Origin of the sequence: Paenarthrobacter sp. CM16 (assembly GCF_013179505.1) — a bacterium.
GTDB lineage: Bacteria > Actinomycetota > Actinomycetes > Actinomycetales > Micrococcaceae > Arthrobacter.
Genome location: NZ_JABMCX010000608.1, coordinates 1 through 548, shown reverse-complemented (window position 1 = coordinate 548; position 548 = coordinate 1). Strand labels below are relative to the sequence as shown.

1 protein-coding gene is annotated in these 548 nt (G+C 69.2%); it reads right to left on the bottom strand.

The annotated features are described in order from the left end of the window. A partial coding sequence (locus HP499_RS24790) for an alkaline phosphatase (protein WP_172326646.1) occupies positions 1-548 on the bottom strand: 548 nt, incomplete at both ends.

The window sequence follows — 548 nt, the reverse complement described above, 5'->3', positions numbered from 1 at the left end:
GGTCGGCGTCGGACTTGTATTGGGCATGCCGCTGGCGGTAGCCGGCCAGGGTGCTGGTTTCGGGGCCCTCATGATCGCGCGGATTGCCGCCGCCGATCACGTAGCTGCCCTTCTTGTACTCGTAGAGGTAGTCGCCCAGGTGCAGCACCAGGTCCGGGTGGTCCTCGGCCAGGCGCTTGTAGGCCGTGAAATAGCCGTGCTCGTACTGGGCGCAGCTGGCAAAGGCCATGGCCAGTGCCGCCGGGGTTTCACCGGGCGCCGGACTGGTCAGGGTGCGCCCCACTTCGCTGACGTGCCGCCCGGCACGGAAGCGGTAGAAGTACTCCCGGCCCGGACGGAGGCCCTTGAGCTCCACGTGCACCGAGTGGGCGGTTTCGATCCTGGCATGTTCGACGCCGCGGGCTACTACCCGGCGCATCGCCGGGTCTTCCGCAACTTCCCAGGCGACGGCGACCGGGCGGGAAGGCATGCTGCCCAGGCCGTCCTCGGCCACGGGGTTCACCGCCAGGCGGGTCCAGATCACGAAGCCGTCCGGCCATGGTTCGCCC